Here is an 8,036-nt window from a genome sequence, read left to right as displayed (position 1 = left end):
GACCGCAAGCTCATGTTTTACGACTGCTACGCAGCCGAACGCAGGCTTCGCCAGCTGCTACGGTCCGCGTTAAGGCTTAACTGATCGGCATGAGGGTAAGCTCGCGATGGCGTCGTAACAGTCACTGAATATCCTTCAGGAATACACCGGCCAGGTATCAACAATCCGCCCGCCCCGAACCGCCAGCAAATCCCCAAACTGCAACAGCACCGATTCTGTCTGGGTCGGCCTTAAAAACACCTGGTCTTCAACCCCCAGCCCCACCGCCGCCGAACCATTGACTATTTCCTGATTCGAGCTGCGGCCATACACCCCGTTACTCTGCAACCCCGGCGGCGATTCGAACTCCGCCATCCAATTACCGCCATAGATGAAAAACGTCTCGCGCTGATTGGTGTCCCACCACGAAAACAGTCGGGACTTGTCATCCAGTGCCGGGATGTCCACTGCCCCGGTGCTTTTCAACACCGGCGTGGCGATGTAAGCAGCGGGCACATGCTCCACCAGCGAAGGCAAATCGTAATGCGTTGGTTTGAGCATCGCCGTGCCCACCGAGACTTCGCTGCTCAGTTGTTCGTGCTCATGCATGCGATAACTCGGGCTGCCGGCCGTGTTGAGGGTCAGTCCTTCATGCCATAGACCGGGGTACTGCTGACGGGTGAAGTCGACGCAGCGGTTGTAAATCACCATGACCTTGGCGAATAACTCCTCGGGCGAACCGAGAATCCCCGGCACGCCCATACCGACAAACGGGTCGTAGCCCATGAACCCGGCGAACTCCAGGTGCTGCGGGTGTTGGCTGATCAGCGCCAGCATATGCCCGAGCACTGCCACATCGCTGACGCCACCGCGATGCAACCCGACATCCAGTTCGATGTTCACCCGCAACCGCGTCCCCAATCCCTGTGCCAGCGCCAGGTATTGTTGCAGTCGCTCTGGCGTATCGAGCAACCACTGCAGTTGCTTCGACGGGTCGAAAGTCCCCTTGTGCGACTGATAAAACAGCTCCGCCGAACGCACAGGCAGTGGCTTGCCCAACAGGATGTCGGACTCGGGAAACTGTATCGCGTCATGATTGAGAAACGGCTGATGAAACGACATCAAGCGCTGCGTGTCGGCACGCTTGGCGATGTAGGTCAGCAATCCTGGCGCTGGCAACGACTTCTCCACCAGCCGCAGGTGCTTGCCGCCGCGCTTGACCGATTGCATCACCACATCGATGTTGTGATCCAGCCGGTCAAGATCGATCAGCATCACCGGACGCATCGGCCCGTGTTCCTTGAGTTCACGGTTCAGCGCACGAAAATAGTCGCTGTACGGTGCGCCTCGATCACTTGGCCGTAACCACGCCCCGACACCCGCCAGTAACGCGCCGACGCCAGCGGTTCCGATCAAAAAATTACGCCGATTGACAGCCATCAGCTCACCCCCAGAATCGATGACAAGTGGGCGTTGAGGAATTTACCGCTGGGGTCGAGTTCCTGCCGGACCTGGAGGAACTCCTGCCAGCGCGGGTACAGCGGCTGCAGGTGTTTCGCGTTAAGGGTGTGTAACTTGCCCCAGTGTGGCCGGCCGTTGTACTTCCAGAAAATCGGCTCGACGGCGGCGAAAAAGTTGTGATGATCCATCTGGTAATGCTGGTGGACCGAGATCGAGCAACTGTCGCGGCCTTCGAACATGCTCAGGGGGATGTCGTCGGCTTTGACGTAACGGTATTCAATCGGAAACCAGGTGCGCAGGTCTTTGTCCCGGATCAGCTTGAGGATCTCGCGCAGGCACGCCGGGCCGTGTTCGGCCGGCACTGAATATTCCATTTCGTTGAAGCGCACTGTGCGCACGTTGGCGTAGATGTCGAATGAGTCCCCTACCCGGTCATCGAAACTGGCGATGTGGCGCAAGCTATTGAGCATCGTGTGGCGCAGGTCAGGGAAGTCGCTGCCGTACTTGTCGAGCTTTTCGATCAAGGTCACGAATTCGTTACCGCCCTCCTCATCCGCCGGGATCGGCGGTGTGGCCGGGTCGGTGGTTTCGTTCAAGGCGATCGACAACGCGTAGTCGGAGTGGGTGACCACTTGCATTTCCCAGTGCTGGTTTTCCCGAGTGTTCTTGTCGAGGTCTTCCAGTAATTCTTCGGTTTTGGCGACCCACTGGTGTTCTCTCAAGCGATAGGCCGGGCGGTTTTGCAGGCGGATTTTAGTCGCCACCCCGAGCGCGCCGAGGGACACCCGCGCCGCGCTGAACACTTCAGGGTATCGCGTGCTGTCGCAGTCCAGCACCTCGCCATTGGCGGTAACCAATTGCAGGCCGCAGACGTGGGCGGAATAAGATTGAAAGTTTTTACCGGTGCCGTGGGTCGAGGTGGAAATCGCCCCGGCGAGGGTCTGGTAATCGATGTCGGCCATGTTTTGCAGGGCCTGGCCGATGTCTTTGAGCGGTGTGCCCATGCGTGACATCGGCGTGCCGGCGGCGAACTCGGCTTGCAGGGTTTTGGCGTCGTGATCGATCAAGCCAGTGAAATAGCTCAGCGACACCAGCGTGCCATCGGTGGGCACCAGCGCGCTGAAGGAATGCGCCGAGCCCACCGGGCGAATCTTGCCGGGGGCCGTGCGCACCACTTGGATCAGCTCATCCAGATCCTTGGGCGCTAGCCGCGCTGCCGGCAGGCAACTCTGGCCTCCCGACCAGTTACGCCAGGGAATCAGCCGTGGCGCGCGCAGCAGTTCGGCCAGCGCAGGCGACGAGCCGAGCGCGGTAAAGGCACCAATGACACTGGCCCTCTGCAACAACTGACGCCGTGTTAAGTCCATCGTCATGAATCGCTCCCTGTCGTTCTTATTGTTGGATGTGCTGGCCGGACATGAACGCAATCAGCGCCAGGAACTGTTCTTGTGAGCACTGCATGCACATGCCCATTGGCGGCATGCCGTTGTAGCCGTTGATTGCGTGATCGAGCAGCGTGTCGGCGCCCTGCATGACCCGGGGCTCCCAGGCTTTCTTATCACCCGTCAGCGGCGCCCCGGCCGCCGGGTTGGCGTGGCAGAGTTTGCAACTGTTGTCATAGACCTGCGCCAGCTCGGCGTCGGCTGGTCGGGTGGTGGCCGCTTCACTGTAAGTGGCCGGGCTTTTTGGCTCTTCACCACACCCCGCGAGCAACACCACGAAGACGCACCCCATCAGGGCAAAACAAAGGCTAGGCTTTTCAGTGAATCGGCGTGCCCGCATGGCGGTCCTCTCATTGGGTGCCCGGTCAGCCGGATGCACTGTTTTTGTTGTGATCAAGGAGAGCTCAACACTAAGGCACCCCACGTGGGCAGGTTGAGGGCATTGGGGGCCAACAAAGGGGGCTTCTGAGGCCATGACCCCCGCGCCGGGAAATTCACGGGCTACCACGCTGTGGCGCAAATCGCTGAGATGAGTCATGACAAGCGAGGTCGAGGTCTGCTAAAACGTTTCATCAAAGCATCACCTAATCCAGAGGGGGTAGCGACATGACCACAGCCAATATTCTCGACAACCTGTTCCCGAGCCACGCCGACATCCCGGAAAAGTACCGCCTCGACGGCCAGACCGAGCAGCGTGAGTACCTGGTCGATGGCGAACTGAAAACCTGGTCCGGGCCGCTCGCCCAGGTCCGTAGCCCGGTGTACCTGAGCGGTGCCAATGGCGACGAGCAAGTGATCCTCGGCAGCACGCCGCTACTGGATGCCGACACCGCGCTGACCGCTCTGGACGCCGCCGTCCGTGCTTATGACCGTGGACAGGGCTTGTGGCCGACCATGCGCGTCGCCGAACGCATCCAGCACGTCGAAGCCTTTCTGGGTCGCATGCGCCAACAGCGCGAGGCGGTGGTCAAGTTGTTGATGTGGGAGATCGGCAAGAACCTGAAGGACTCGGAAAAAGAGTTCGACCGCACCTGCGATTACATCGTCGACACCATCAATGCGTTGAAGGAACTCGACCGCCGCTCTAGCCGTTTCGAGCTGGAACAGGACACCCTCGGCCAGATCCGCCGCGTCCCGCTCGGCGTGGCCCTGTGCATGGGCCCCTACAACTACCCGCTGAACGAAACCTTCACCACGCTGATTCCGGCGCTGATCATGGGCAACACCGTGGTGTTCAAACCGGCCAAACTCGGCGTGCTGTTGATTCGCCCGCTGCTGGAAGCGTTCCGCGACAGCTTCCCGGCCGGGGTGATCAACGTGATCTACGGCAGCGGCCGCGAGACTGTCAGCGCGCTGATGGCCAGCGGAAAGATCGACATCTTCGCGTTTATCGGCACCAACAAAGCCGCCAGCGACCTGAAAAAACTTCACCCCAAACCTCACCGTTTGCGTGCGGCGCTGGGCCTCGATGCGAAAAACCCCGGCATCGTCTTGCCGGAAGTCGATCTGGACAACGCAGTCAGCGAAGCCGTGACCGGCTCGTTGTCGTTCAACGGCCAGCGTTGCACCGCGCTGAAAATCCTCTTTGTCCACGAAGACGTGGTCGAGGCTTTCATCGAGAAATTCAACGCCAGACTCGCCAGCCTCAAACCCGGCATGCCGTGGGACAACGGCGTGGCGCTGACCCCGCTACCGGAGTCGGGCAAGGTCGATTACCTGCATTCGCTGGTGGCGGACGCCGAAAGCAAAGGCGCCAAGGTGGTCAACCCCAACGGCGGCCTGGCCCGCGCCTCGTTCTTCTACCCGGCAGTGTTGTACCCGGTGACCACGCAAATGCGCGTCTATCAGGAAGAACAGTTCGGCCCGGTCATCCCGATTGTGCCGTACCGCCATCTGGACACGGTGATCGATTACGTCCTGGAATCGGACTTCGGCCAGCAGCTGAGTATTTTCGGCACCAACCCGGTCGCGGTCGGCCGGCTGGTGGACACCTTCGCCAATCAGGTCGGGCGCATCAACCTCAACGCCCAATGCCAGCGTGGCCCGGACACCTTCCCGTTCAACGGGCGCAAGAACTCGGCCGAGGGCACGTTGTCGGTGCATGATGCATTACGGACGTTTTCGATCCGCACGTTAGTGGCCACCAAGTTCCAGGAAACCAACAAAGACCTCATCAGCGAGATCATCAGCGGACGCAGTTCGAGCTTCCTGACCACTGATTACATTTTCTGAGGACACAGCGACTGAGCACCTTCAGCCAACGATTACCACCGCTGCTGCGCCGACTGCTGCGTCCGTTGCTGGACCCGTATCGGCGCTACCGCAACGCCAAATTGATCCACGCGGTGCGGGTATCGCTCGGTTTGCTGGCGACGATCCTGCTGACCACCGGCATTGATTTGCCCCATGGTGAATGGGCGTCGGTGACGATGCTGGTAGTGATCGGTGGCTTGCAGCACCACGGCAATATCGGCAAAAAAGCCGCCGAACGGGCCATTGGCACCTTGATCGGAGCGGGTGTCGGTCTGGTGCTGGTCGCGCAACAGACCTGGCTCGGGATGCCGTGGCTGACTTATTTCGCGATGTCGGTGGTGTGCGGGGTTTTCTCCTATCACGCCATTGGCAAGGGCGGTTACACGGCGTTGCTGGCCGCCATCACTGTGTTTATCGTCGCGGGTCATGGCGACAACGCGATCACTGCCGGCCTGTGGCGCGGGGTGGACATTTTGATCGGCATTGCGCTGGCGCTGGCGTTTTCCTTCGCGCTGCCGTTGTATGCGGTGTTTTCCTGGCGCTATAACCTGGCCGATGCACTGCGCGATTGCGCGACGATCTACGGGCGCATCATCAATGGCGAGCCCGTCAGCGATGATGAACACCTCAAACTCATGGGGCGCCTGAACACCGTGATGGTGCAATTGCGCTCGCTGATGCCGTCGGTGTCCAAGGAGGTGAAAATCTCCATGACTGAACTGGATGCCATTCAGCGCAACTTGCGGATGTGCGTCAGCACCCTGGAAATCCTCGGCAACACCCGCCCGGATGCCAGCGACCCGCATGCGATGGCGCAGTTGCAATCCGCGATGACCGCGGAACATCGGCAAATCCGCGTGCAACTGATAGGAATGGCGCGAGCATTGAAAACCGGTGCGTCGCAACGGCTGAGCCGGCCCGACGACCTGCCGGCAGTATCAAGCCTCGATGCGCCGGTCTACACCCCGCTGGACGGCTATCGGTTGTTGACCCGCCAGTTCGCCGCCAACATCAGCGAGATGCGCCAGCGACTGGCCAAGACCTCGCCGCGCTGGAACATCTGACGCTTACTGTGCCGCCAACTTGCGAGACTTGAAGCCCCAGCCCTGTTGCATCCCCGCGGCAGCCAGCAGAATCGCCGCCACGCCGAGCCATTGCAGCGGTTCCAGGCGATGGCCGAAGGCAAACCAGTCGACAAAAATCGCCGCGATCGGGTAGATGAACGACAACGCTCCGGTCAGTGCCGTCGGCAGTTTTTGAATCGCGCCATACAGCAGCACGTACATCACACCGGTGTGGACGATGCCCAGCGTCACCAGACTGGCCCAGGCATCCGTCGCTTGCGGCAGCGCTGAAAAGTGCGCGAACGGCGCAAGCAACACCACCCCGGTGCAGACCTGGATCAATGCGATCAGATGCGGCGGCGTACCGGTCAGGCGCTTGATGATCAGCGCGGCAATCGCGTAAAGGAAGGCCGCGCCCAGCGCCAAACCGATGCCCATCAGGTAATCATTGCCTCCCTCGCCGTGCCCTCCATGGGCACTGACAATCGCCAGCATCCCGAAAAATGAAATGCCCAGCCAAAACAGCTTCTGCAGGGTGAGTTTTTCGTTGAGGAACAACGCGGCCAGGCCCACCAACATGAACGGCTGAACGTTGTACACCGCCGTACCAATGGCTATCGAGGCGCGGGAATATGAGGCGAACAGCAGCACCCAGTTACCGACTATCGCCACGCCACTGATCACTGCCAGCAGGAACGTGGTACGGGTCAGAATGCCGGGACGCAGAAAGCCGAAGGCCGCGCAAATCAGCAGCAAAGTGCCTGCGCCGAAGAGGCAGCGCCAGAACACCACGTCCAGCACCGGTTGCCCGGACACCAGCACGAACCAGCCGATGGTCCCGGAGATCAGCATGGCGGCGGTCATCTCGAATGAGCCGCGACGTATTGATTTGTCCATCTTCAGACTCCTGTGTTTGAGCGCAAAGTATGCCAATCATCCGGGAGGCTTCTCCAGCGCAAAAAGCAGGCTAAACTCGGTTTCTGCCTTTCTTATCAAGGTGGTTTTGATTAATTGCCTTACAGGGGTTTGCCATGACTGACGATATCGACCAAGTGCTGATCAGCGCCTTGATGGAAGACTCACGGCGCTCGCTCAAGGCGCTGGCTAACCTCAGTGGCCTGTCCTCGCCCAGTGTCGCCGAGCGCCTGCGTCGCCTCGAAGAACGCGGTGTGCTCAAGGGCTACACCGTGGATATCGACCCGAAATGCTTCGGTTATCAACTCCAGGCCATCGTGCGGATTCGCCCGTTGCCCGGTCAGTTGCAGGAAGTGGAACGGCAGATTCAAGCCATTCCCGAATTCACCGAGTGCGACAAAGTCACGGGCGACGACTGCTTCATCGCGCGCCTGCACGTGCGCTCGATGGAACAACTGGACACCCTCCTCGACCGCCTGAACACCCACGCCGAAACCAACACCGCTATCGTCAAGAAGACCCCGGTCAAACGCCGGTTGCCACCGATGGCATGAGTGATGTTTGTTCGCTGATGCTGGCAGGCTGCGGCACGATTCAAACGGTGGTACGCGGCGATGAAGTGGCGGCTGAAAGCCTTAAGGAACAGCAGAGCTATTCTGGTGCGGTTCCGCGAATCTACAGTGGTGTGAGCTATGATTTTTGCAGCTTGAATGCGCCGCTGAAAAAAGGGCTGGATGCACAAGACCACACCAATGCTCCAGCCATCGTGCTGGTCGATGTGGTCACGTCCGGCGCATTCGACACCTTGTTGCTGCCTTACACCATCTTCCGCCAGGCGGCCGATGGCAGCATTGTCATCGACTGAATGACCTGAATCTCAGGCAATAAAAAACCCGCCTGACAGACTGTGTGAAAACCTAGC

Annotated in this window: 8 protein-coding genes; 4 read left to right on the top strand and 4 right to left on the bottom strand. The window is 59.9% G+C overall.

The genetic code is table 11. The features are described from left to right. Window positions 1-135: 135 nt before the first annotated feature. The 3 genes from PMI22_RS03195 to PMI22_RS03205 are packed head-to-tail and all read right to left on the bottom strand — an operon-like array spanning window position 136 to window position 3,222. Window positions 136-1,419, bottom strand: coding sequence for a DSD1 family PLP-dependent enzyme (locus PMI22_RS03195; RefSeq protein WP_007948757.1), 1,284 nt, complete (start codon window positions 1,417-1,419; stop codon window positions 136-138). Further along, window positions 1,419-2,813 carry a D-arabinono-1,4-lactone oxidase gene (locus PMI22_RS03200; RefSeq protein WP_007948756.1) on the bottom strand — a complete coding sequence of 465 codons (1,395 nt, stop codon included), beginning with the start codon at window positions 2,811-2,813 and terminating at the stop codon, window positions 1,419-1,421. The genes PMI22_RS03195 and PMI22_RS03200 overlap by 1 nt, the downstream gene beginning before the upstream one ends. 19 nt (window positions 2,814-2,832) lie before the next feature. After that, window positions 2,833-3,222, bottom strand: coding sequence for a c-type cytochrome (locus PMI22_RS03205; RefSeq protein WP_007948754.1), 390 nt, complete (start codon window positions 3,220-3,222; stop codon window positions 2,833-2,835). 266 nt (window positions 3,223-3,488) lie between these two features. Between PMI22_RS03205 and PMI22_RS03210 the strand changes: the two genes are divergently transcribed. Both PMI22_RS03210 and PMI22_RS03215 read left to right on the top strand, forming a co-directional pair. Beyond that, window positions 3,489-5,114 carry an NADP-dependent glyceraldehyde-3-phosphate dehydrogenase gene (locus tag PMI22_RS03210; RefSeq protein ID WP_007948753.1) on the top strand — a complete coding sequence of 542 codons (1,626 nt, stop codon included), beginning with the start codon at window positions 3,489-3,491 and terminating at the stop codon, window positions 5,112-5,114. 65 nt (window positions 5,115-5,179) lie between these two features. Next, a complete protein-coding gene (locus PMI22_RS03215) occupies window positions 5,180-6,199 on the top strand; it encodes an FUSC family protein (RefSeq protein WP_007948752.1) in 1,020 nt (339 codons plus the stop codon). Between the two features lie 3 nt (window positions 6,200-6,202). Here the strand turns inward: PMI22_RS03215 and PMI22_RS03220 are convergent, their stop codons facing one another. Further along, the gene (locus PMI22_RS03220) at window positions 6,203-7,096 is read right to left on the bottom strand and encodes a DMT family transporter (protein ID WP_007948751.1); all 894 of its coding nucleotides are present in this window, start codon (window positions 7,094-7,096) and stop codon (window positions 6,203-6,205) included. Window positions 7,097-7,230: 134 nt separating this feature from the next. Between PMI22_RS03220 and PMI22_RS03225 the strand changes: the two genes are divergently transcribed. Further along, on the top strand, window positions 7,231-7,668 hold the full coding sequence (locus PMI22_RS03225) for an Lrp/AsnC family transcriptional regulator (protein ID WP_007948750.1): 438 nt from the start codon (window positions 7,231-7,233) through the stop codon (window positions 7,666-7,668). Continuing rightward, complete coding sequence (locus tag PMI22_RS03230; protein ID WP_007948749.1) at window positions 7,665-7,979, top strand: YceK/YidQ family lipoprotein; 315 nt, start codon at window positions 7,665-7,667, stop codon at window positions 7,977-7,979. Before PMI22_RS03225 ends, PMI22_RS03230 begins: the two co-directional genes overlap by 4 nt. The last annotated feature ends 57 nt before the right edge of the window (window positions 7,980-8,036 follow it).

It is taken from the genome of Pseudomonas sp. GM21 (assembly GCF_000282215.1).
Classification (GTDB): domain Bacteria; phylum Pseudomonadota; class Gammaproteobacteria; order Pseudomonadales; family Pseudomonadaceae; genus Aquipseudomonas.
The sequence above is the reverse complement of the archived record's forward strand: the minus strand, read 5'-3'. Positions and strand labels throughout refer to the sequence as shown.